This window comes from Bacteroides sp. NSJ-48, from assembly GCF_014287405.1.
In the GTDB taxonomy this organism is placed as follows: Bacteria; Bacteroidota; Bacteroidia; order Bacteroidales; family Bacteroidaceae; genus Bacteroides; species Bacteroides stercoris.
Window position 1 is genome coordinate 1 of record NZ_JACOOD010000015.1, and the last position, 21,387, is coordinate 21,387.

At 46.3% G+C, this 21,387-nt stretch carries 18 protein-coding genes; 9 read left to right on the forward strand and 9 right to left on the reverse strand.

The features are described 5' to 3' along the window. The first annotated feature begins 247 nt into the window (after positions 1 to 247). Genes H8S52_RS08910 through H8S52_RS08940 form a run of 7 tightly spaced genes read left to right on the forward strand, consistent with a single transcriptional unit; the run spans position 248 to position 10,210 of the window. Complete coding sequence (locus H8S52_RS08910; RefSeq protein WP_117955616.1) at positions 248 to 919, forward strand: HmuY family protein; 672 nt, start codon at positions 248 to 250, stop codon at positions 917 to 919. Between the two features lie 2 nt (positions 920 to 921). Continuing rightward, entirely contained in the window at positions 922 to 3,171 is a 2,250-nt protein-coding gene (locus tag H8S52_RS08915) for a TonB-dependent receptor (protein ID WP_117955614.1), read from the forward strand. Positions 3,172 to 3,187: 16 nt separating this feature from the next. Continuing rightward, the gene (locus H8S52_RS08920) at positions 3,188 to 7,357 is read left to right on the forward strand and encodes a cobaltochelatase subunit CobN (protein ID WP_186909659.1); all 4,170 of its coding nucleotides are present in this window, start codon (positions 3,188 to 3,190) and stop codon (positions 7,355 to 7,357) included. Then, the gene (locus H8S52_RS08925) at positions 7,357 to 8,046 is read left to right on the forward strand and encodes a hypothetical protein (protein WP_186909660.1); all 690 of its coding nucleotides are present in this window, start codon (positions 7,357 to 7,359) and stop codon (positions 8,044 to 8,046) included. The genes H8S52_RS08920 and H8S52_RS08925 overlap by 1 nt, the downstream gene beginning before the upstream one ends. A gap of 14 nt (positions 8,047 to 8,060) precedes the next feature. After that, on the forward strand, positions 8,061 to 8,660 hold the full coding sequence (locus tag H8S52_RS08930) for a MotA/TolQ/ExbB proton channel family protein (RefSeq protein ID WP_005657079.1): 600 nt from the start codon (positions 8,061 to 8,063) through the stop codon (positions 8,658 to 8,660). Further along, positions 8,660 to 8,986 (forward strand): DUF2149 domain-containing protein, encoded by a 327-nt coding sequence (locus tag H8S52_RS08935; RefSeq protein ID WP_016661757.1) that lies wholly within the window; start codon positions 8,660 to 8,662, stop codon positions 8,984 to 8,986. The genes H8S52_RS08930 and H8S52_RS08935 overlap by 1 nt, the downstream gene beginning before the upstream one ends. 60 nt (positions 8,987 to 9,046) lie before the next feature. After that, positions 9,047 to 10,210 (forward strand): Xaa-Pro peptidase family protein, encoded by a 1,164-nt coding sequence (locus tag H8S52_RS08940; RefSeq protein ID WP_117984187.1) that lies wholly within the window; start codon positions 9,047 to 9,049, stop codon positions 10,208 to 10,210. Between the two features lie 207 nt (positions 10,211 to 10,417). On the opposite strand, the gene H8S52_RS08945 is transcribed toward H8S52_RS08940, so the two are convergent. Together H8S52_RS08945 and ruvA are read right to left on the reverse strand one after the other, a co-directional pair. Continuing rightward, positions 10,418 to 11,416, reverse strand: a complete 999-nt coding sequence (locus tag H8S52_RS08945) for a DUF3843 family protein (RefSeq protein WP_186909661.1) — start codon at positions 11,414 to 11,416, stop codon at positions 10,418 to 10,420. A gap of 40 nt (positions 11,417 to 11,456) precedes the next feature. Next, positions 11,457 to 12,059, reverse strand: coding sequence for a Holliday junction branch migration protein RuvA (gene ruvA, locus H8S52_RS08950; RefSeq protein ID WP_117906872.1), 603 nt, complete (start codon positions 12,057 to 12,059; stop codon positions 11,457 to 11,459). 166 nt (positions 12,060 to 12,225) lie between these two features. On the opposite strand from ruvA, the gene H8S52_RS08955 reads away from it, so the two are divergent. After that, positions 12,226 to 13,125, forward strand: a complete 900-nt coding sequence (locus tag H8S52_RS08955) for a diaminopimelate dehydrogenase (RefSeq protein WP_186909662.1) — start codon at positions 12,226 to 12,228, stop codon at positions 13,123 to 13,125. Positions 13,126 to 13,233: 108 nt separating this feature from the next. Here the strand turns inward: H8S52_RS08955 and rseP are convergent, their stop codons facing one another. From rseP to tsaB, 7 genes are all read right to left on the reverse strand, one after another. Further along, positions 13,234 to 14,574 (reverse strand): RIP metalloprotease RseP, encoded by a 1,341-nt coding sequence (gene rseP, locus H8S52_RS08960; RefSeq protein WP_186909663.1) that lies wholly within the window; start codon positions 14,572 to 14,574, stop codon positions 13,234 to 13,236. Positions 14,575 to 14,604: 30 nt separating this feature from the next. Further along, positions 14,605 to 15,762 carry a 1-deoxy-D-xylulose-5-phosphate reductoisomerase gene (locus H8S52_RS08965; RefSeq protein ID WP_005657066.1) on the reverse strand — a complete coding sequence of 386 codons (1,158 nt, stop codon included), beginning with the start codon at positions 15,760 to 15,762 and terminating at the stop codon, positions 14,605 to 14,607. A 55-nt stretch (positions 15,763 to 15,817) separates the two neighbouring features. Next, entirely contained in the window at positions 15,818 to 16,687 is an 870-nt protein-coding gene (locus tag H8S52_RS08970) for a M23 family metallopeptidase (RefSeq protein WP_005657063.1), read from the reverse strand. A 47-nt stretch (positions 16,688 to 16,734) separates the two neighbouring features. Beyond that, complete coding sequence (gene rimM, locus H8S52_RS08975) at positions 16,735 to 17,271, reverse strand: ribosome maturation factor RimM (RefSeq protein ID WP_186909664.1); 537 nt, start codon at positions 17,269 to 17,271, stop codon at positions 16,735 to 16,737. A 37-nt stretch (positions 17,272 to 17,308) separates the two neighbouring features. Beyond that, positions 17,309 to 18,613, reverse strand: coding sequence for a UDP-N-acetylglucosamine 1-carboxyvinyltransferase (gene murA / locus H8S52_RS08980; protein ID WP_005657059.1), 1,305 nt, complete (start codon positions 18,611 to 18,613; stop codon positions 17,309 to 17,311). Positions 18,614 to 18,720: 107 nt separating this feature from the next. Next, positions 18,721 to 19,341, reverse strand: coding sequence for a DUF4290 domain-containing protein (locus H8S52_RS08985; RefSeq protein WP_022104080.1), 621 nt, complete (start codon positions 19,339 to 19,341; stop codon positions 18,721 to 18,723). Positions 19,342 to 19,467: 126 nt separating this feature from the next. Continuing rightward, entirely contained in the window at positions 19,468 to 20,160 is a 693-nt protein-coding gene (gene tsaB, locus H8S52_RS08990) for a tRNA (adenosine(37)-N6)-threonylcarbamoyltransferase complex dimerization subunit type 1 TsaB (RefSeq protein ID WP_016661749.1), read from the reverse strand. A 258-nt stretch (positions 20,161 to 20,418) separates the two neighbouring features. Between tsaB and H8S52_RS08995 the strand changes: the two genes are divergently transcribed. Then, a complete protein-coding gene (locus H8S52_RS08995; RefSeq protein WP_005657052.1) occupies positions 20,419 to 21,297 on the forward strand; it encodes a YicC/YloC family endoribonuclease in 879 nt (292 codons plus the stop codon). Positions 21,298 to 21,387: the final 90 nt, after the last annotated feature.

The following is a 21,387-nucleotide window of genomic DNA, read 5'->3' on the forward strand; positions in this document are numbered from 1 at the left end:
TATAATTGGAATATAGCAACTTGTTGCCAAATGCATGAGGAAAAAGCAGCATAGCCAAAAGAAAATATAGCAGAACTTAAAATATAAATGAGGTTGTGCCAACGTTTTGACACAACCTCCTTTTTTACTATTTGTGGGTATTATTGTTTTTAATATAGTTATTTATCGGTATTGTGCCAGCTACCTGTGCGATCTAACTTTGCAGCGTGAAAATTAATTTATTAACGCTAAAAAGAAATAAGCTAAAATGAGAATTAAAGATGTATTGGTCATGGCGGCCATCGGTTTATTAGGAGCAGCATGCAGTGATGACGATAATAAGGGTAGTCAATGGGGAGACGGAGTTGGAGGTACGAAAACGAATCTGGATGTATCTGCCTATGATAAATGGACTTATGTAAATCTGAAAACCGGAGAAACGGAAATACATCCGGATACAAGCGAATGGATTTATACGGATGGTTCGGTAAGCGAGCCAAAAGCGAAGGAAACTATCGGTATCGAATGGCATATCGCCATACACCGTTATGAGATAAAAACAAACGGTGGCATGGTTTTCGATACGGAGAAAACAAATATGAATGAAATTACGGAGTTGCCTGAAGGAGACTATAAAGCGGATGAAAACATAACAAACGAGGATGAAGAATATGCCATCATCACCGATATGAGCAAAATGATGCAAGGCAACGTCGGTTACGCCAAGACTGCAACTGTGAACAAAGTGTTGTGCAGTTGGGTGAAAAAGACGGAGACAGGTAGTATGCCTCCTACTATTTATGAACCGACAATGCATGTAATAGTTTTGAAGTGTAAGGACGGCAGTTGGGCGAAGCTTCAATTTACAGTTGCAGGAAACTCTGAAACGAATAAGAGCGGTTTTGTTACATTCAATTACGAATTTATCCCGATTAAATAAGAATGAGACGGGTTCTTTGTTCCTTACTTTTTTTGCTGGCAGCGGCAGTGCCCACTGTCTTTGCGGAGGAAGTGGACGAAAGGGATAGCAACCGTTATCGCTATTCCATATTGGGAGATGTTGTAGATGAAAACGGGCAGCCAATGCCTGGAGCTACGGTTAGGGTGCTGGGAACTACTTTCGGAGCAGGCACGGATAGCGACGGTGAATTTGTTATCCGTTTGGAAAATGCGAAAGAATATACGCTGTTGGTTTCATTCATAGGATACGAATCTCAGGAAATAAAAGCGGTTCCGGCTGTACGTCCGCCGCGACTGCATATCCGATTGGTTCCTTCTTCTAATCAACTGAATGATGTAGTGGTAACCGGTTCGTTTGTTGCAAAACCGTTGAAAGAGGTACCTGTACTGACGCGTGTAATATCTCAAAAGGAGATTCAGGCACTCAATCCGATGAATGTCGAAACTTTGCTGCAATACGAACTGCCGGGTTTGCAGATTGGGTATAATTCGATGAGTCAGATGCCTGAGATATCTTATCAAGGCATGGATGGAGAGTATATGCTGTTTTTGATAGATGGCGAACGCGTAAGTGGGGAAGGAGCCGACCATAATGTTGATTTTACCCGTTTCAATGTAGACGATATCGAACGTATAGAAGTCATTAAAGGAGCCCAGTCCACAATCTATGGTTCCAATGCATTGGGTGGAGTCATCAATATCATTACAAAGACCGCCAATCGTCCCTTTAGCGGAAATTTGAATGTACGTTATGCCGGTTCCAACGGACAGAAATATACAGCTTCTACCGGTGTGAAGAAAAATCGTCTTACTTCTTATACCAGCCTTACCTATCGTACAAAAGATACTTATGAGATAGGTGATGAGGTAGGTAAGACCACCGTAACGGAAGGAAGTGACGGTTCTTCGGCAGAGGAGCAGGAAGATGCCGGTTCCACCACGGTCTACGGATACAACATTTGGGATTTTTTGCAGAAAATAGGCTATACCTGCAATGAAAAGCTAAATGCGGATTTGAAAGGTTCGTTTTACCGCAATAAACGAGACAAGCGTGTGGGCAAGATGTACCAGGACATATTCCTTGATTATACCTTGAATGGTAAGGTAACATATCTTCCCGGAGAAAAACAGCAACTTGTAATAGGATATATTTATGATAATTATCAGAAGAACCAGGACTATTTCTTATCCGGAAAGAAAACTACGGATTACCGTAATATCAAGCAGACACCGCGTATCGATTATACCGGAACATTCGGCAAGCATACTGTCAGTGTCGGGTTCGAAGGTGACTTTGAATACCTGAAACATTATATGCTGGAAGACAGCTCCCATGTTGACAATCAGTTGTACGCTTTCTATGCGCAGGAAGACTGGGATATCCTCGATGAGCTGAATATCGTGGCGGGAGTACGTGCCGACTATCATGAGAAATATCATTGGCATGTCACTCCGAAGGTTTCTTTACTGTGGCATTTTTGCGACCATGTCTCTTTCCGTGCCGGTTATGCACAAGGATTCCGTTCGCCTTCTCTGAAAGAACTCTACCAGGCATACGATATGGGCGGTATGGGTTGGTTCATGCTGTACGGTAATCCGGATTTGAAACCGGAAACCAGCAATCAAATCTCTCTGTCCGGCGAGTTTACCAAGGGAGGGCTGAACATGTCGGTTTCTTTTGCCCACAACCGTTTCAGGAACAAGATAGCCTATATGTCATTGGGCGACGGTTCGAGCGACATGCAGTACGTGAATGCCGATAATGCCAAAACTACGGCCTTGGAGACAATTTTGCGCTACCGTTTTGGTTTCGGGCTGATATTGACAGGTTCTTATGCTTATACGAACGATTATGAAGAGGTCGACGGACGGAATACTTCTTTGGTGCGCCCGCATACGGCAACTTTCAATGCTATGTATTCGCATAAGTTCGGAAAGATAGGTTTTAACTGTTCGCTGAACGGGCAGTGGGGAGCAAAGTTCGATACTTATACAAGAAACCAAAATGATGACGGTACTTATGCGTATGAAATAACCACTTACGATGCACGTACGATGTGTTCGTTGAATACCGGAGTTACCCTTCCGAAAGGCATATCCCTCAATCTGGGTATCGATAACCTGTTCAATTATAAAGACAAGGCTGCCGATAGTTCCCTGCAGATTCCGCAAAAGGGAATCAGTGTAATAGGAACCGTAAATCTTAATATTGCAGATATGTTCGGGTTATAAATATTAAAATATCGATATGAAGAAAAAACAACTATTGGGGAGTGGCTGTGCGGTCGTCCTCGTGTTGCTGCTTATAGGTATCTGGAACTTATGGTTCAGTTCTACAAGAGTAGCATTTGTCAATTATCAAGTTATCAGTCTCGGACAAATATCCAAGGCTAATGATAATTCGTTTATAAAGATAGCAGAAGTCAGTACCGACGAACTGGATAAGCTGACTTCTTATGACATGGTATTTATCAATGCCATGGGGATGAGAATAACGGAAGAACAGCGTGCGCAGATAAAGAAGGCTGCCGATGGCGGCTTGCCCATTCTGACCACTTCCGTCACCAATCCTGCCAATGAGATAATTTCGCTGGACTCTATCCAGGCCGACACTTTGAGAAGTTACCTGGGGAATGGCGGGCGCCGTAACTACCGTAGCATGCTGAATTATGTACGTAAGCATATCGATGGCAAGCTTATTTCGGTAGACGAACCTGAAGCTGTAACAGAACGCTCCAATGATATGATATATCATGCCGACCCGAAGAAGCCTGATGATGAAGAACTCGGTTTCAATACGATAGCCGGATACAATGCTTTCCTGCAGGAAAACGGGCTGTTGCAAGAGGGAGCTCCCCGTATCATAATCACTGGTATGATGGGCGAACCGGCAGACCTTATCCGGAAACTGGAGGAAACGGGTAATGTCGTTTATCCGGTACGGAATATGAAAGGCTTCATTGGCAGGCACCAAATTGATTCGGTATTCCCCTCGGCAGTCATCAATATGGCGCACGGGCGCATGGGAGACTATATCGTGGATTACCTGGCACAACAGAATATCCCGTTGTTTACTCCGCTGAATGTAAACCGGCTCGTAGAAGAGTGGGAGAACGACAAAATGGGAATGAGCGGCGGATTTCTCTCGCAAAGTGTCGTAACCCCCGAAATAGACGGGGCTATCCGTCCTTTCGCTTTGTTCGGACATTATAGGGATGAAGAAGGATTGCAGCATGCTTTTGCCATTCCCGAGCGTTTGGAAACTTTTGTAGAGACGGTGAATAACTATATTAAGTTTCAGAACAAGCCCAATAATGAAAAGCGCGTGGCGATTTATTATTATAAAGGCCCGGGACAGAACGCAATGGCTGCTGCCGGTATGGAAGTTGCCCCTTCGCTTTACAACCTATTGCTGCATTTGAAGAAAGAAGGGTATAAGGTAGACGGCTTGCCGGCATCCTCCAAAGAACTGGAACGTATGATACAAGCACAGGGAGCTGTATTCGGAACGTATGCGGAAGGAGCTTTCGACAACTTTATGAAGAACGGGCATCCCGAACTGATTACCAAAGAACAGTACGAAAGTTGGGTAGGGAAAGTACTCAGGCCGGAAAAGTATGCGGAGGTCGTATCTTCCTTCGGAGAATTTCCCGGTGAGTATATGGCTACCGATGACGGACGCCTGGGAGTTGCCCGCTTACAGTTCGGGAATGTGGTGTTGCTGCCGCAAAATGCCGCCGGAAAGGGAGACAATGCGTTTAAGATTGTTCATGGTACGGATGCCGCACCTCCTCACACTTATATTGCATCTTATTTGTGGACGCAGTTCGGTTTTAAGGCCGATGCGTTGATTCACTTCGGTACTCATGGCAGTCTGGAATTTACACCGAAAAAGCAGGTTGCTTTGAGTAGTAACGACTGGCCCGACCGGCTGGTAGGCGCTTTGCCTCATTTCTATATTTATTCGATAGGAAATGTGGGAGAAGGTATGATAGCCAAACGCAGGGCATATGCAGGCTTGCAGTCTTACCTCACCCCTCCGTTCCTCGAGAGCAGTGTCCGTGGTATCTATCGTGAACTTGTGGAGAAAATTAAGATATACAATAATGCTGTCAATGCTTGTTCTAACGGTGCGCACGAACAGGAATCCCGGAAAGATATGCGTAGCGAAGTCGATTTGCGCCGTGCTTCTTTAGCTGTGAAGGCAGTGGCGGTAAAGCTGGGTATTCACCGCGAGCTGGAACTGGACAGCGTACTCACCGTTCCTTATACGGAAGACGAGATTTTGCGTATCGAGAATTTTGCCGAGGAACTGGCTACGGAGAAAATAACGGGACAGCTTTATACAATGGGCGTTCCTTATGAAGATGCGCGCATTAAGAGCAGCGTGTACGCCATGGCTACCGAACCGATTGCATACAGCCTGCTTGCCCTGGACAAACTCCGCAAACGCGCCGACGAAAAAACGGTGAAACACCGCGCTTTGTTCACACAGCATTATCTGAATCCTGCCCGTACTTTAGTAACCCGGTTGCTGGCTAATCCGGCTTTGGGAACGGACGAGCTCATCTGCCGTGTGGCGGATATCACGCCCGACGAACTAACCAAAGCCCGGAAGATAGAAAAATCGCGTAATGCGCCGCAGGGCATGATGGCGATGATGATGGCTATGGGAGGCGGAGAGAAAGCCGTAATGAAGAAAATGCCTTCTTCCGTAGAATATACCAAAGAAGAAATCACTTTTGCTTTGGCAGTCATGGAAGTCGAGCGCACAATTAAAAATGTCGGAGAATATAAAAAGGCACTTATAGAAAGTCCGGAAAAAGAACTGCTCAGCATGACGAATGCATTGAACGGCGGATATACCCTGCCTTCACCGGGAGGCGATCCGATAGTAAATCCCAATACCTTGCCTACCGGACGCAACCTCTACGGAATCAATGCAGAGGCTACCCCAAGCGAGGCGGCATGGGAGAAAGGCATACAGTTGGCAAATAATACAATCGAGATGTATAAACGCCGGCACAATGATAGCATTCCCCGTAAAGTAAGCTATACGCTGTGGAGCGGCGAGTTTATCGAGACGGAAGGAGCCACTATCGCCCAGATACTCTATATGCTGGGTGTGGAACCTCTGCGGGATGCTTTCGGCCGTGTTACGGATTTGAAACTCATCCCCTCGAAAGAACTGGGACGCCCGCGTATCGATGTGGTAGTACAGACGAGCGGGCAGTTGAGGGACATCGCAGCTTCCCGCTTGTTCCTTATTAACCGAGCGGTTGAAATGGCTGCCCATGCAAAAGACGACCAATACGAAAATCAGGTTGCTGCCGGAGTGGTCGAAGCAGAACGGGTGTTGATAGAAAAAGGCCTGACTCCTAAAGACGCCAGGGAGATTTCTACGTTCCGCGTGTTCGGAGGAGCTAACGGCGGTTATGGAACCGGTATCCAGGGTATGGTGATGAGCGGTGACCGTTGGGAAAGCGAGAAAGAAATAGCAGATACCTATTTGAATAATATGGGTGCTTACTATGGTAGTGAAAAGAACTGGGAAGCCTTCCGTCAATTCGCTTTCGAAGCTGCGCTGACACGTACGGATGCGGTTATACAGCCTCGCCAGAGCAATACGTGGGGAGCATTGAGCCTCGACCACGTGTACGAGTTTATGGGCGGGCTCAACCTGGCTGTTCGTAATGTGACGGGAAAAGACCCGGATGCTTACCTGAGCGATTACCGCAATCGCAACAACTTCCGCATGCAGGAGGTCAAGGAAGCTATCGGAGTGGAGAGCCGTACCACTATTTTCAACCCTACCTATATCAAGGAGAAAATGAAAGGAGAAGCAGGTGCTGCGAATACATTTGCCGAGATTGTACAAAACACATATGGCTGGAATGTGATGAAGCCCAAAGCTATCGATAAGGAAATGTGGGATGAGATATATAATGTGTACGTAAAGGATAAGTTCGGCCTGGGCTTGCATGAATATTTCGAGCAACAGAATCCGGCAGCTTGGGAAGAAATGACCGCTGTCATGCTGGAGACGGTGCGCAAGGGAATGTGGAAAGCCAGCGAGCAGCAAGTGGCCGATATAGCCAAGTTGCACACCGATTTGGTAAACAAGTACAAACCCTCCTGTTCCGGCTTTGTTTGCGACAATGCCAAGTTAAGGCAGTTCATTGCTTCGAAAACCGATGCGCAGGCAGCGGCGGAATATAAGAAAAACATTGTTCAGATACGTGAAGCTGTCGCATCCGACGACAAGAAAGGGATGGTGATGAAAAAAGAGGAGATAGCTTCTGTCGCAGAAGAACAGACCAATGTACTGAGCAATACGATAGTCGGTTTGGTAGTAGTGCTTGCTATCGTCGTACTACTGTTGCTCGTCCGTCATCGTCGTAAAAAACTACAGGAATAATGGAGACAGTTGTTTTGGTACTTATGATATTGGTTTGCTTTAACTTCATGTTGAAGCAAACTTATCGTAAATTAAGGTCGGTACTGGCAATATCCGTCATCTGTGCCTTGTTCGTAGGGCTGATGTGGTCTTATGCTATCGAGCAGTCCAAAACCCAGATTGCCGACTGGCTGGCTAATCCTGCACTGATGCTCGATACTTCCGTTGTACTGAGCGTGGAAGTGGTTCTGCAGATGACCTTCTGCATGCTGGCTGCACATATCCAAAGTGCCGGACTTGTGAAGAAGCGCGTGCTATGGGCTTATAAGGCACTACGCTGGTTTCCGGGTATTTTAGTTTTTCCGGTACTGTTCTGCGGCTTGGTCGCATTGATATTCTCCTTCCCCGGGGTATCCTTTTCCCTGATTGCCTGGAGCATGGCAGCGGCGGTATTCGTATTGATACCTGCCGGGAGCTTCCTTTTGTGCTGGTTACTGCCCGAAAAAGAGCTTCGGCTGGAATTGCTTTTCCTCGCCAATGCCCTGATTGCTATTTTGGGAATTATCGCTACTGTCAACGGCCGTACGGCAGTGAAAGGAATAGACGAGGTAGACTGGGGAGCGTTGGCAGGCTTGACAATCCTGCTTGTTGCCGGTGCATTGGTCGGAATGATTTTAAGAAAAGTGAAATTGAAAAGACAAACTAACTAATTAAATAAAAAATTATGAATTACATTTCAGACATTCTCTATTGGATATCTACAGGGCTTCTGGTTCCTGTTATCGTATTGTTGATTATTCTTTTCGGACGTTCGGTCTTGCTCCTCGGAAACTTTTTCGGGCAATACCTGGCTATTCGTAAGACCGATGCCCTGCTGCGCAAGGAGTTGGATGCACTGACTCCTGAAACTGTTTCGGAGCTGGGCGGACACCTCTCCAAAAAGAACAACTCTTTGGTGGTTGCTTACATTCACCGTATTATCGAGATGAAAGACAGTCCGGCGCACGTGCAGCGCCTGCTTGCCGATTTTGAGATAGCGGCGGATAAAGATTTGGCAATATCCAAGACTCTAACCAAAATGGGACCGATGTTGGGATTAATGGGAACGCTGATTCCAATGGGTCCGGCACTTGTAGGGCTTTCCACCGGCGACATTGCCTCGATGGCCTACAATATGCAGGTGGCATTTGCCACTACGGTTGTCGGGTTGTTCTCCAGTGCTATCGGGTTTATAACACAGCAAGTCAAGCAGCGTTGGTATTTGCAGGATATGACTAATCTCGAATTTCTCTCTGAATTGTTAAACCAAAACCAAAAAGAATAATGAAAAGGCGTTTGCTGAGAAAAGAAGAAGATAGCGACCCGATGAGTGTGGTAAGCAACCTTTTCGATGTTGCAATGGTATTTGCCGTAGCACTTATGGTTGCATTGGTGAGCCGTTACAATATGACCGAGATGTTCAGCCAGGAAGATTTCACTATGGTAAAGAATCCCGGAAAAGAGAACATGGAGATTATTACGAAAGAAGGTCAGAAAATCAATAAATACACTCCATCTGAGAACCAGGATACTAAAAGCGGCAAAAAAGGCAAAAAGGTGGGGATTGCTTATGAGCTGGATAACGGCGAGATTATTTATGTGCCCGAATAGTAATTCCGTTGCATCTAAAATTATTACCTTTGCTGCTCGAAAATTATAAATAACTAAGAGATGTTACAACCGGAATTGAAATTAAGACGTGATAAGATACGTGCCCTCATGGCCCAGCAAGGTATTGATGCGGCACTTATTACCTGTAATGTAAACTTAATCTATACGTATGGTCGCGTAGTAAGCGGATATTTATATTTGCCGTTGAATGCTCCTGCGCGTTTGTTCATAAAGCGCCCTAATGACATTGAGGGCGAGCATATTCATCCTATCCGTAAGCCGGAGCAAATAACCGGGTTATTGAAGGAATGCGGTCTTCCTTTGCCGGTAAAACTGATGCTGGAAGGTGATGAACTGCCCTTTACGGAGTATAATCGCCTGGCTGCCTGCTTTCCCGAAACAGAGGTCGTATCCTGTGGTACAGCATTGATTCGTCAGGCGCGAAGCATAAAAACTCCGATAGAAATTGAAATGTTCCGCCGTTCCGGAATTGCCCATGCAAAGGCATACGAACAGATTCCCTCGGTTTATCAGCCGGGAATGACAGACCGTCAATTATCTGTTGAAATAGAACGGTTGATGCGTCTGGAAGGTTGTCTGGGTATTTTCCGTGTATTCGGACAGAGCATGGAAATCTTCATGGGAAGTCTTTTGGCCGGTGACAATGCAGCGGTTCCTTCTCCGTATGATTTTGCATTGGGCGGCAAAGGGCTTGATCCTTCATTGCCCGGTGGCGTGAGTGGCACTCTCCTGCAAGCGGGGCAATGTTTCATGGTGGATATGGGTGGAAACTTCTATGGTTACATGGGCGATATGAGCCGTGTGTTCTCCATTGGCAAGTTGCCGGAACAGGCTTATGCTGCACATCAGACGTGTTTAGAAACACAAGAGGAGATTGTGGCAATGGCAAAACCGGGAACTGTTTGTGAAGATATGTATAACAAGGCTATTGAAATAGTAACGAAAGCCGGTTTTGCAGATTATTTTATGGGAGTAGACCAAAAGGCGAAATTCATAGGGCATGGTATTGGTTTGGAAATAAATGAAATGCCCGTATTGGCTCCTCGTATGAAGCAGGAATTGGAACCGGGTATGGTTTTTGCTTTGGAACCCAAGATTGTTTTACCCGGTATAGGTCCTGTCGGAATTGAAAACTCATGGGCAGTAACCACCGACGGTCTTGAGAAACTGACTTTGTGCAAAGAAGAAATCATAGAATTATGATGGATAATTAGTGGTTAGCGATTAGTGATTAGGTTGGTAATTACGTCGCATAACAGTCGCTAATCGTTAACCGCTAATCACTAATCGTTAACCGCTTACTTCACCCTTCTGTTCAATTGGTTATTAGCCTTGGACGGTTTTGATTTGCCTATTCTTTTTCCTGTCGGTTTGGCTTTTTTGTTCCGGTTAGGGTGCAATTGTGCGTTTTTATTCCCCTTCATAATATTCACATAGATAATAACGGGCGATAAAATCCCAATTTTGCTGTAGTATTTCTTTGCCGTTGTCAAATGGCAATTGTACGTCAGGTAATATTCCTTTGAGCATACCATACTTTATTAAATCGAACGGGCAGCCTCCCGGGCGGCAAAAGAGTTTGTAGCCTTCGGCAGCGGCGCGTTCGGCATTGTACATCGGGTTGTGCTCTTCACAAAAATAGGTAGCTACGTTGTGGGCTATTAGCATACCTTTGGCATTGGCGTATATTACGAATTCTTTTTTGTACTGTAAGTCAGGGAGTAAAGCAGAAGGTGTGTTTTCCCATTTTAGAACTTCAACAAAGAATTTGCAGAGCTCTTTATAGGTAGTAAAGTATAGCAAAGGCTTTCCATTACTGTATTCCAGGCAATGCTCAACATCCTTGCTCAATTTTGTTTCGGGAGTAATTTCGGGAAGCGGCTCCAAGGGCATATCCAGTAAATCCGGTCCCATTAGCCACAAAACAGATGAAGGCTCTTCATTGATAGGGGCTTTTTCAAAGTTTTCATCCATCAGTTTGTATACTTTCTGTGCCAGAGCCAGTAAGTCTTTATCAAACGGGTCTTGCAGCGTATATTCATCCGGATTGAAGATTGCAAAGTGGGATTTCAATGTCCACAATACGAATGCCACATCTTCCAGATTGATTTCATCGGGGATGTAGCTGTCAGATAACCGGTAAAAGGGAAGATGCCTATTGTATAATGCATAGTATGCCTCGGAGAATGTTTTCCAACCTCCTGTCTGGGCAATTGCATCCTGAAAATACATGCCGAGTGATGTGGCGGCATCTTTCTGTGCATATTCGCTTTCCTTGAATAAGGGAGATTCTTTTAGTATCGGGAGTGTCTTTATTGAGAAATCGAGATACCATTGGTCACCGGGCAGAATACGTGTACGTTCATTGGCTTCCAACCATTGTTTCATAAAAATAGGAACTGGCTTCATAGTTTGTTTGCTTTTAAAGTGTGAATATTATTTTATGGGGTTATAATCTTTTCAGAGCCAGTTTGATGACCTGCTCTACCGGTGCACCGGCATCTTCTTTCAGAATAGCCATTACAACTTTTTGTGAAGGAGCCTGTGCGAATCCCAACATTGTGAGGGCGGCTACGGCTTCTTCCTGTACCTGTACGTTGGCGGCAGTAGAGGCAAGACCGGTTATGCCGGTAGTTCCGGCGGCTTCTCCGCTGGTTTTTATTTTGTCTTTTAAATCGACTATCACACGCTGGGCTGTTTTCAAACCGATGCCTTTTACTGTTTTCAGCAGATTGGCATTTTCCGTGCTTATGACATTTATCAGTTCAGAGGGCGATAAGGCTGAGAGAATCATACGTGCCGTATTGCCGCCAATGCCCGATACGGAAATCAGTAGCAGGAACAGTTCTCGTTCTTGTTTGTCTGCAAAACCGTAGAGGACATATGCATCTTCACGGATAGCTTCGTAGATATACAGTTTGCAGCTTTTCTTTCCTTGTATGGCAGCATACGTATTCAAGGAGATATTTGCGGCATATCCCAGGCCGTTACAGTCTATAATTGCGCTTGCCGGACTCAACTCGGCAATCTCACCTTTTATGTATTCTATCATATGATTATTATTCCTATTCTGCGAATGTAGGAATTATTATTGACTTTAAGTCTCTAAAAAAAGAAAAACTCTGTGAAACATGCAAACTTCTGTATTAAGTTATAAATTAAAATGCTTATTTTTGCGCTCATAAAATAGAAAGTTGATAACTAAAACCGATAAAAAGATGAAAAAAGTAAGAGCAGCCATCATGGGTTATGGCAATATCGGACATTTTGTACTTGAGGCATTACAGGCAGCTCCCGATTTTGAAATCGCAGGAGTAGTACGTCGTGCAGGGGCAGAGAACCGTCCTGCAGAATTGAGTGAATATTCCGTAGTGAAAGATATCAAAGAGTTGAAGGATGTGGATGTGGCCATCCTTTGTACTCCTACGCGTAGCGTTGAGAAATATGCTAAAGAGATATTGGCACTTGGCATCCATACAGTGGACAGCTTCGATATTCATACCGGCATTCCGGCATTGCGCCGTACACTGGATGCTGAGGCAAAAGCACATAATACTGTTTCTATTATTTCTGCCGGTTGGGATCCGGGAAGTGATTCTGTTGTGCGTACCTTGCTGGAGGCTATTGCGCCGAAGGGAATTACCTATACCAACTTCGGTCCGGGTATGAGTATGGGACATACGGTGGCAGTAAAGGCTATCGAGGGTGTAAAAGCCGCTCTTTCAATGACGATTCCTACCGGTACGGGCATACATCGCCGTATGGTCTACATCGAACTGAACGATGGTTACGAATTTGACAAAGTAGCTGCCGCCATCAAAGCCGATCCATATTTTGTAAATGACGAAACGCATGTGAAGCTTGTTCCGAGCGTAGATGCACTGCTTGATATGGGACACGGTGTAAATCTGACCCGTAAGGGCGTTTCCGGAAAAACACAGAACCAACTGTTCGAATTCAACATGCGCATCAATAATCCGGCGCTTACTGCGCAAGTGCTGGTATGTGTGGCACGTGCTGCAATGCGTCAGCAACCGGGTTGCTATACAATGGTTGAGATTCCGATTATCGACCTTCTGCCGGGCGACCGTGAAGAGTGGATTGCACACTTGGTATAAAAATATAAAAAAACAGATGGTGCGTTTATATGGAATGCACCATCTGTTAGTACTGAACGCATCGTCTGTTTGACTATAACAGACGATGTGTTTTTTATATCCTAATCATCAGAAGAAGAATCTGAGCACATCATTGAAGTTAGCCCAAATCAGCAAGCCGAACAATAGGAACATACCTACCATTTGAGCACGCTCCATAAACTTATCGCTGGGTTTGCGACGTGCTACAATCTCGTAGATGAGGAACAGGACATGTCCGCCGTCCAATGCCGGAATAGGCAGAATGTTCATGAAAGCAAGAATGATTGAAAGGAATGCCGTCATGTACCAGAACTGATACCAGTCCCATGTTGCAGGGAAGATGCTGCCGATTGTTCCGAAACCGCCAAGCTGTTTGGCGCCCTCTTTAGAGAAAAGATACTTCATCTGGCTGACATAACCTTTCAGCGTATTTACTCCCAGGGTAACCCCGGCCGGGATAGATGTAAAGAAACTATATTCTTTCTTGACAACGGGCAACAGCTTGTTTGTCTGCAGGGATGCAGCGACACCGATTTGATATAAAGAATCTGTAGTCAGCTTTACGGTATCCGCTACCCCCGCTCTGACGTAAGTCAGGGTGAGAAGGCGGCTGGTACTGTCGTTAGCAGCTTTTTGGCGATTCAGCATTTCTTCCTTAAAGTCGAAGTAAGCGATGTTACATCCATCCAATTGAGTGATGCTGTCACCCGGTTGTAATCCGGCAAGTGCGGCAGGTTGTCCCGGCATAATGCTGTCGATGACAAACGGATAGCGGAATGAAGCGAAACGGACACTGTCGGCAAGCAGGCGTTCCATCATATCTTCGGGGATGTACACGGATACTTCCTGCCCGTTACGCAATACGCTGACCTGACGTGCATCGACGATGCTTGTCAGCATGTCGCCACCATAGCGTTCAAAAGGTACGCCGTCGGCGGATACCAATATATCGCCGTCACGGAAACCGATTGCTTTAGCCGTTTCATTAAAGTCCATACCCAGCGGGGCTTTCTGCAAAGGTACATATTCATCTCCCCACGCAAAGAGTATCATGGAGTAGATGAACAATGCCAACAGGAAATTGAACAGTACGCCGCCTATCATAATCAGCAGACGCTGCCATGCCGGTTTGGCGCGGAACTCCCACGGTTGCATGGGCTGTTTCATCTGCTCGGTATCCATAGACTCGTCTATCATACCTGCAATTTTGACGTACCCGCCTAAAGGCAACCAGCCGATACCATATTCCGTTTCACTGTTTTTCGGTTTGAATTTGAACAAGGTGAACCACGGGTCAAAGAACAAACAGAATTTTTCCACTCGTGTCTTAAATAAACGAGCGAAGAGGAAGTGCCCGCCTTCATGGATTATTACGAGCAATGAAAGGCTCATTATAAGCTGCAGGGCACGGATCAAGAATGTTTCCATCTAATTATTTACTATTTTATTATTTGCAATTTAATTTTTAACTATCAATTCTTTTGCTATTCGTCTGGCTTCTGCGTCAGTTGCCACATAGTCTTCGTAAGCAGGTTTTTGTATAAAGGATACGCGCGCCATTGTCTTCTCGATTACGTCGCTCATGCCGAGGAATGATATTTCGTCCCGTAGGAAAGCGGCTACCACCACTTCATTGGCTGCATTGACGATACATGGCATGTTTCCTGCACGGTGCAGCGCTTCGTATGCCAGTGCCAGATTGCGGAAACGTTTCGTATCCGGCTGCTCGAATGTCAGGTCCGTGCACAATTTGAAGTCCAGCCGGGGGAAAGACGCTTTCAGGCGTTCCGGATAGGAGAATGCGTACTGAATGGGCAGGCGCATATCCGGCATTCCCAGCTGCGCTTTCACTGCTCCGTCCTCAAACTGCACCATTGAGTGAATGACGGATTGCGGATGTACCACTACTTCTATCTGGTCGGGGCGTACACCGAACAGCCATTTTGCTTCAATCACTTCAAACCCCTTGTTCATCATGGAAGCGGAGTCTATTGTAATTTTGGCTCCCATGTCCCAATTGGGGTGCTTCAAAGCCTGTGCCTTGGTTACGGTGGCAAGCTGCTCCATTGTACAGGTACGGAACGGACCGCCGGAAGCTGTCAGTATAACTTTCTCGACAGGGTTACCCATTTCTCCGGCTAAACACTGGAACACGGCAGAATGTTCGGAGTCTACCGGCAAGATGGGAGTACCGCTGAAACGTGCCAGGTCATTGATAAGCTCGCCCGCCACGACTAATGTTTCCTTGTTGGCGAGGGCTATCGTCTTGCGTGCACGGATTGCGTTCATAGTCGGTTTCAGCCCGGCATAGCCTACCATGGCTGTCAGTACCATGTCGATAGGTTTTTCCGCCACAATCTGGCATAAGGCCTCTTCGCCGGCATACACTTTGATGGGGAGGTCGGCAAGTGCGTCTTTCAGTTGTTGATATTTCGTTTCGTTTGCTATTACCACTGCCTCAGGCTTGAACTTGCGCGCCTGAGCTATCAAATCCTCCACCCGGTTGTTGGCTGTCAGTACATAGGCTTCGTATCGGTCGGGATGTTCCTCTATGACCTGTAATGCCTGTGTACCGATAGAGCCGGTAGAGCCAAGTATGGCAATTTGTTTCTTCATCAGTCTTATAATTTATGCTTTCAGGTTTATATCTTATACTTAATGCTTTATACTTTTAAAATACGATATAGAGTTCCGGGTTTACCGCCCTTCCTTTGTGCCACAGTTCGAAGTGCAGGTGCGGTCCGGTAGTCAGTTGCCCGCTGTTGCCTACCAGGGCAATGGCTTCTCCGCCTTTTACGGTGTCGCCTTCGCGTTTCAACAAAGAGCCGCAATGCTTGTAGACGGATACGAAATCCTGGTTATGCTGTACCTCTATCAAATAGCCGGTTTCGGCTGTATAGGTACTCAGAATGACCGTTCCGTCCAGGGTTGCCAATACGCTTTCTCCCGGATTGGCGGCTATATCCGTTCCGAAGTGCCTCTTTTCGGCATTGAAAGGAGATGAAATCATGCCGCGGGTGGGGCGGTAGAATATCAGTCCGTCTACTTCGGGGCGTGAGGCGATGCTTGTCAGGTTGTATTTCTCCGTTTCCTCGTACTGTTTGCGGAATTCAGCCTCGCGTTGCGTTCGTTCCATAAGCGAATCTTCCCGTACGGTAGTCAGGGAGTCGATGGAATGGATGGTGTCGGTTTTGATTTTACCCAGAAAGATGTCCTGGATATTCATTATGTACAGATTCTGCCTGTCTACGAGTTGCTGGAGTGAGTCTACACGCAGGGCATTCTCCACGACCTGCGCACGAATTTCACTGTTCATGTATCCGGGCAGATAATTGCGCAACGGGGTAAAGGCAACAATCAGGGAGGCAATCAGAAAGAGTACCGTCAGTACGGAAAGCAATACGGAGATTCCGTTCAGTTTGGACACACGCAGCGTGACAATATCCTCAAGGGTATTCTCGTTTGTAATAGTCAGTCTGTACTTGAACTTGATATTACTCCAAAAGGCTTTTCTTCTTTTTTTCTTCTTATTTGCTGCCACTTATAAACTTTCTATTTATAATTTGAACTTTGTGTTTCGCGCCTTATTTACACCTCTTCCGTATCTTCTAAAGCAAGTAATCCTTCCGGCAGGTCCACCGTGATAACCTTATGCTTCTGGTCGATGTCTATAATGAAATCTTCCTGTGCCGGAATCAGCAATTCTTCTCCTTTATAATCTACTACGAACAGAGTGTTGATGGTAGAGGTGTCCACATCCGTCACTTCACCCAGTTGGCCGTGGTGTACTTCTTCCATACGGAAACCGACGAAGAAATCCCAACTGAGTTCTCCCGGTCCGGCTCCTTCGGCATGCTTCACGGGAAAATAAACCTCAATGTTGGTAAACATCCGTGCGCGTTCTGCCGTATCCACTCCTTCGAGTTTGACGAGAGCCGTAGTGTCTGAGCGGAAACGATATTCTTCGATAAAGAACGGTACGAATATACCGTCCAACAAGCAGATGAGATATTCGGCCTCTACACGGTCGAAAATATCATCCGTAAAGGTGAATGACAATTCTCCGTGAATGCCATGAGGTTTGTTGAATATACCTATTTTATATACTTCTTCTTTTCGTATCATATCGTTTTATCGCCTTGTCTGTTGCCTTGTCACTTCCTTATATTCTCGTTATTCTTGCTCCGATCGCATTCAGCCGTCCTTCTATATTCTGATACCCCCGGTCTATCTGCTCGATGTTATGAATACGGCTGATGCCGTCGGCGCTCATGGCGGCTATCAGCAGAGCAATGCCGGCACGGATATCCGGGGACGTCATATTGCCGCCACGCAGTTTGAAACCGTGGTTATGTCCGATTACTACGGCGCGGTGCGGGTCGCACAGAATGATTTGCGCTCCCATGTCTATCAGTTTGTCCACGAAGAAGAGGCGGCTTTCAAACATCTTCTGATGAATCAGCACGCTGCCTTTCGCCTGTGTGGCAACTACCAGCAGTACGCTCAACAAGTCCGGCGTCAGTCCGGGCCAGGGCGCATCGGCTATTGTCATGATAGAACCGTCAATGAAGGATTCTATCTGATAAGTATCCTGGGCAGGCACATAAATATCATCGCCCCGTTGTTCCATTTTGATGCCCAAACGCCGGAAACTGTCGGGGATGATACCTAAGTTTTCGTGCGAAACGTTCTTGATGGTCAGCTCGCTTTTCGTCATGGCTGCCATGCCGATGAAGCTTCCCACTTCAATCATGTCCGGAAGAACGGTATGCTCTGTTCCGTGCAGTTCGTCCACTCCCTCAATGGTGAGCAGATTGGAAGCGATACCTTCTATCTTTGCACCCATGCGGTTCAGCATCCGGCATAGCTGTTGTATGTAAGGCTCGCAGGCGGCATTGTAAATGGTTGTTTTACCTTTGGCCAATACTGCTGCCATTACGATATTGGCAGTGCCCGTTACAGATGCTTCGTCCAGCAACATATAGCTGCCTTGCAACTGCCGGGCGGATATTTCGTAAACTTCCCGTCTTTCATTGTAAACGAATTCGGCACCTAAATTCCGTATGCCGATGAAATGGGTGTCCAAACGGCGGCGGCCTATCTTGTCTCCGCCCGGTTTGGAAATCATAGCCTTGCCAAAGCGTGCCACCATCGGTCCTACGAGCATGACCGAACCGCGCAGGCTGGAGCACCTTTTCAGGAATTCATCGCTCTCCAGATAGGCAAAATCAACATTGGCTGCTTGAAAGCTATATGTATCGATGCCTTTTTTCGATACGTTCACTCCCATATCCCGCATCAACTGAATCAGGTTGTTCACATCCAGGATGTCCGGTATGTTGTGCACCGTCACCTCTTCGGCAGTGAGCAGGGTGGCGCAGATAATCTGCAGCACCTCGTTCTTCGCTCCTTGAGGATAAATGTCTCCGGAAAGGCTGTGTCCGCCTTCTATTACAAATGAAGCCATGAAATAGTGGTTAGTAGTTAGTGATTAGCGATTAACGGTTAGTGATTAGGGTAGTGTGGTGATGTCCTATGATATTAACCGTTAATCGCTAATCACTAACCGCTATTTTAGTATTTTCTTTTATTATTTCTGTTGTTGTTTCTGTTGTTCTGGTTATTCATCTTCGGACGATAATTCTGTTCGATCCGTTCGGCCATAAGGCGGAGAAGGCTGTCGGTCATCTGCAGTTTGCCGCCGGACAGTTCTGCGAGGTCGTCCGCTATTTTGCGGTCGTCGACAGTATCTTTATTCCAGGACATATAGTCTTTCTTCATGTGGTTGCATATCAGTGCAACGAGGTTCTGCTTCTCGTCACCTTCGGGAAAGTCGATGGCTTTCTTAATCAGCACTTCCAGGGTACGGCCGTAGTGGCGGTAACGTATTTTGGTGCTGGGATAAGGAACGGTTTCCGGTTTGGTTATCAGGTTGTCTTTGCGGATAACTTCGTATGGATAGTCGATGTCCAGCTTGAAGTCCGCCATGATGGCAAGATGATCCCACAGCTTGTGCTTGAAATCGGGTATGTCGCGAAGGTGGGGAAACATGTTTCCCATGATGTTGATAATGGTATTTGCACAACGCTGGCGCTCGGAGCGGTCTTCGATTGTCAGTGCATGGTCTACCATATTCTGGATGCTGCGCCCGTATTCGGGCAAGGGCATCCGCTTTTGTTGAGTATTATATTGCATATCCTTTAGAATTAGCGGTTGGTTATTAGTGGTTAGTGATTAGCGGTTAGTGATTAGTGGTTAATGCTATACGGTCCAATTGCGCAGCCCGCTAATCGCTAATCACTAACCGCTAACCACAAATCGCTATAAAAGTTTTTTCGGTTGGCTTGCTACGAATTCTTTCAAGTAGAACGGTTCGAAGTAGGCAACGTCTTTAAAATCTTTTTCGGCTATAGCTTTTTCTGCCAGCGGGAACATCATGCTTGCCAGCGGACGGATGCCATCGATGAAATGAGCGTTGGGATGCACAATCTTTTCCTTGCACTTGGCTGCACCGTCGCCGAAGAAATACACGGGCTGCTTGTCCAGAAACTCCTGATAGGAATTTTCGTCCACAATGTCTGCCGCAATGTCGCGTACCGGTTTCAGTGCGCGGTCGTAAACGGCGGCGTACACTTCCATGCGGCGGGCATCAATCATGGGGCACAACAGGGCGTCTTCCGGCAGTTCATCGTGATAGAGCAGTACCGGAACGCATTGCACTTTCAGGGTGGGAAGCCCGATGAGGGGCAGGTTGCGCCCGTAACATACACCTTTTGCCATAGACACGCCGATGCGTAGCCCTGTGTACGAACCGGGACCGCAACTTACGGCAACGGCATCCAGCGGCATGGCGTGGCTGTCGGCAAATGACAGGGCTTCGTCTACGAATACGCCCAGCGATACGGCGTGTGAAGGCCCGTTCAGGTCTTCTTTTTTGAAAACGTTCTGTCCGTCCTCGCTCACGGCTACGGAGCAGGCCGAAGTGGATGTTTCAATATGCAAGATACATGACATAACTTCTATTCTGATTTTTATTGTGGCAAATTTACGTGATTTGTTTCGATTACACAAGTTGTTTGCCGAATGGTTTGTCGTTGCATTCCTGATTCATTGATTAAATTGCCGGCTGCTTGCTTGCATCTGTTCAGAAAATTAGTGAATATTGCATACTAAGTTGTGCATGCGATATTTGTCTATTGCTCAAATTATTCTCAGTGAATGCAATAAATAATCAGTGAGAATAGCTATCTTTGTCGCATAAAACTATACATTATGATACAATCTATGACGGGCTACGGCAAAGCAACAGCCGAACTGTCCGATAAGAAAATCAATATTGAAATTAAGTCGCTTAACAGCAAAGCGATGGATTTATCTGCCCGTATCGCTCCGCTTTACAGGGAAAAGGAAATGGAAATCCGTAACGAAATATCCAAAATGCTGGAACGGGGCAAGGTCGATTTCAGCCTTTGGATTGAGAAGAAAGATGCGGAACAACTGGCCACTCCTATCAATCAGGAATTGGTGGAGGCCTATTACAAACGGATTAAGGAAATTTCTGCGGCTGCCGGTATTCCCGAACCTGCCGACTGGTTTGCCACGCTGCTCCGTATGCCGGATGTAATGACGAAGAATGAGACTCAGGAACTGAGCGATGAGGAATGGGCAGTGGTGCATGCGGCAGTGGAAGAGGCTATCAATCATCTGATAGACTTCCGCAAGCAGGAGGGCGCAGCGCTCGAAAAGAAATTCCGTGAGAAGATAGAGAATATAGCACGGTTGCTCGAATCGGTGGCTCCCTACGAGCAGGAACGGGTAGGCAAGGTAAAGGACCGTATCACCGATGCGCTTGAAAAGACATTGAGTGTGGATTACGACAAGAACCGCCTGGAACAGGAACTTATCTATTACATCGAGAAACTCGATATCAACGAAGAAAAGCAACGTCTTTCCAATCACCTGAAATACTTTATCAGCACGCTCGAAAGCGGTAGCGGACAAGGTAAGAAGCTGGGCTTCATCGCACAGGAAATGGGCCGCGAAATCAATACGCTGGGCAGCAAGTCCAATCATGCCGAAATGCAGAAGATTGTAGTGCAGATGAAGGACGAGCTGGAGCAAATCAAGGAACAGGTCCTGAACGTGATGTAAGGAACCGGTTCCGGACGTTGCATAAATTTATGATAAGTTTGCTTCAACATGAAGTTAAAGCAAACCAATTAGAGGATTAAATAGTAAACC

What these genes read in the sequence shown, in the direction of transcription:
- H8S52_RS08910 (WP_117955616.1), top strand. Translation starts at nt 248, where the DNA reads ATGAGAATTAAAGATGTATTGGTCATGGCGGCCATCGGTTTATTAGGA.
- H8S52_RS08915 (WP_117955614.1), top strand. Translation starts at nt 922, where the DNA reads ATGAGACGGGTTCTTTGTTCCTTACTTTTTTTGCTGGCAGCGGCAGTG.
- H8S52_RS08920 (WP_186909659.1), top strand. Translation starts at nt 3,188, where the DNA reads ATGAAGAAAAAACAACTATTGGGGAGTGGCTGTGCGGTCGTCCTCGTG.
- H8S52_RS08925 (WP_186909660.1), top strand. Translation starts at nt 7,357, where the DNA reads ATGGAGACAGTTGTTTTGGTACTTATGATATTGGTTTGCTTTAACTTC.
- H8S52_RS08930 (WP_005657079.1), top strand. Translation starts at nt 8,061, where the DNA reads ATGAATTACATTTCAGACATTCTCTATTGGATATCTACAGGGCTTCTG.
- H8S52_RS08935 (WP_016661757.1), top strand. Translation starts at nt 8,660, where the DNA reads ATGAAAAGGCGTTTGCTGAGAAAAGAAGAAGATAGCGACCCGATGAGT.
- H8S52_RS08940 (WP_117984187.1), top strand. Translation starts at nt 9,047, where the DNA reads ATGTTACAACCGGAATTGAAATTAAGACGTGATAAGATACGTGCCCTC.
- H8S52_RS08945 (WP_186909661.1), bottom strand. Translation starts at nt 11,416, where the DNA reads ATGAAGCCAGTTCCTATTTTTATGAAACAATGGTTGGAAGCCAATGAA.
- ruvA (WP_117906872.1), bottom strand. Translation starts at nt 12,059, where the DNA reads ATGATAGAATACATAAAAGGTGAGATTGCCGAGTTGAGTCCGGCAAGC.
- H8S52_RS08955 (WP_186909662.1), top strand. Translation starts at nt 12,226, where the DNA reads ATGAAAAAAGTAAGAGCAGCCATCATGGGTTATGGCAATATCGGACAT.
- rseP (WP_186909663.1), bottom strand. Translation starts at nt 14,574, where the DNA reads ATGGAAACATTCTTGATCCGTGCCCTGCAGCTTATAATGAGCCTTTCA.
- H8S52_RS08965 (WP_005657066.1), bottom strand. Translation starts at nt 15,762, where the DNA reads ATGAAGAAACAAATTGCCATACTTGGCTCTACCGGCTCTATCGGTACA.
- rimM (WP_186909664.1), bottom strand. Translation starts at nt 17,271, where the DNA reads ATGATACGAAAAGAAGAAGTATATAAAATAGGTATATTCAACAAACCT.
- murA (WP_005657059.1), bottom strand. Translation starts at nt 18,613, where the DNA reads ATGGCTTCATTTGTAATAGAAGGCGGACACAGCCTTTCCGGAGACATT.
- H8S52_RS08985 (WP_022104080.1), bottom strand. Translation starts at nt 19,341, where the DNA reads ATGCAATATAATACTCAACAAAAGCGGATGCCCTTGCCCGAATACGGG.
- tsaB (WP_016661749.1), bottom strand. Translation starts at nt 20,160, where the DNA reads ATGTCATGTATCTTGCATATTGAAACATCCACTTCGGCCTGCTCCGTA.
- H8S52_RS08995 (WP_005657052.1), top strand. Translation starts at nt 20,419, where the DNA reads ATGATACAATCTATGACGGGCTACGGCAAAGCAACAGCCGAACTGTCC.